1 pseudogene is annotated in these 754 nt (G+C 33.3%); it reads left to right on the top strand.

Annotated elements, in window-relative coordinates:
• Positions 1-112: 112 nt before the first annotated feature.
• A pseudogene (locus M3226_RS31555) lies at positions 113-436 on the top strand (IS66 family transposase); the annotation flags it as partial.
• Positions 437-754: the final 318 nt, after the last annotated feature.

Raw genomic sequence — 754 nt, 5'->3', positions numbered from 1 at the left:
TTCATCGTGCTGAGATTGTGAGTTTCAATGAAGATAGCCACAGAATGAGAAACAGACAAAGGATTTTTAATGAAGAAAGTGTTCAAAAATAATCAGCAAAATTGTTCATTTCTACTTGACGCTCACAGCAAATGGACTAAGAGCATTCTTGAATGATGGGCGTATCGAAATAGATAATAATCCTGCCGAAAATGCCATTCGACCCAACGTTATAGGAAGAAAAAATTGGCTTTTCAGTGTTAGTGAAGCAGGTGCAAAAGCGAACGCCATTTGTTTGAGTAATGCAGAAACCGCCAAAAGTAACGGCATTGATTTCTACGAATACATAAAGAAACTTTTGACGGACCTGCCGAATCTAGGCATCCATCAAAACCCTGAAATTTTAGAACAATATATGCCTTGGTCAAAAACGATCCAGACCGAATGTAGTAAATAATTGAAATAAGCCGTATATTTGATTAAAAAAATCAGGATATACGGCTATTTGTATTGCGCACCGAAAGGTGTGCTTATTTTATAATTCGGGCTTACGTTTATATTGGGGATTTTAACACTGTTTTTACACTCCCAATAAAAAAATTTTCTGTTAATGTTATGTATTTAAAATTAGTAACATATATAACAAAATCACTAGTGTTGCGTTAATTAAATTTTAATATTAAAAACACTCTAAATATTCACTAATTTTATTTTGTGCAAAGAAAAAGTCCTTTATAATGAATAAGTCAGGTGGTAACCCGTCCAAATCCACTAA

Source organism: Neobacillus cucumis, from assembly GCF_023715505.1.
The sequence above is the reverse complement of the archived record's forward strand: the minus strand, read 5'-3'. Positions and strand labels throughout refer to the sequence as shown.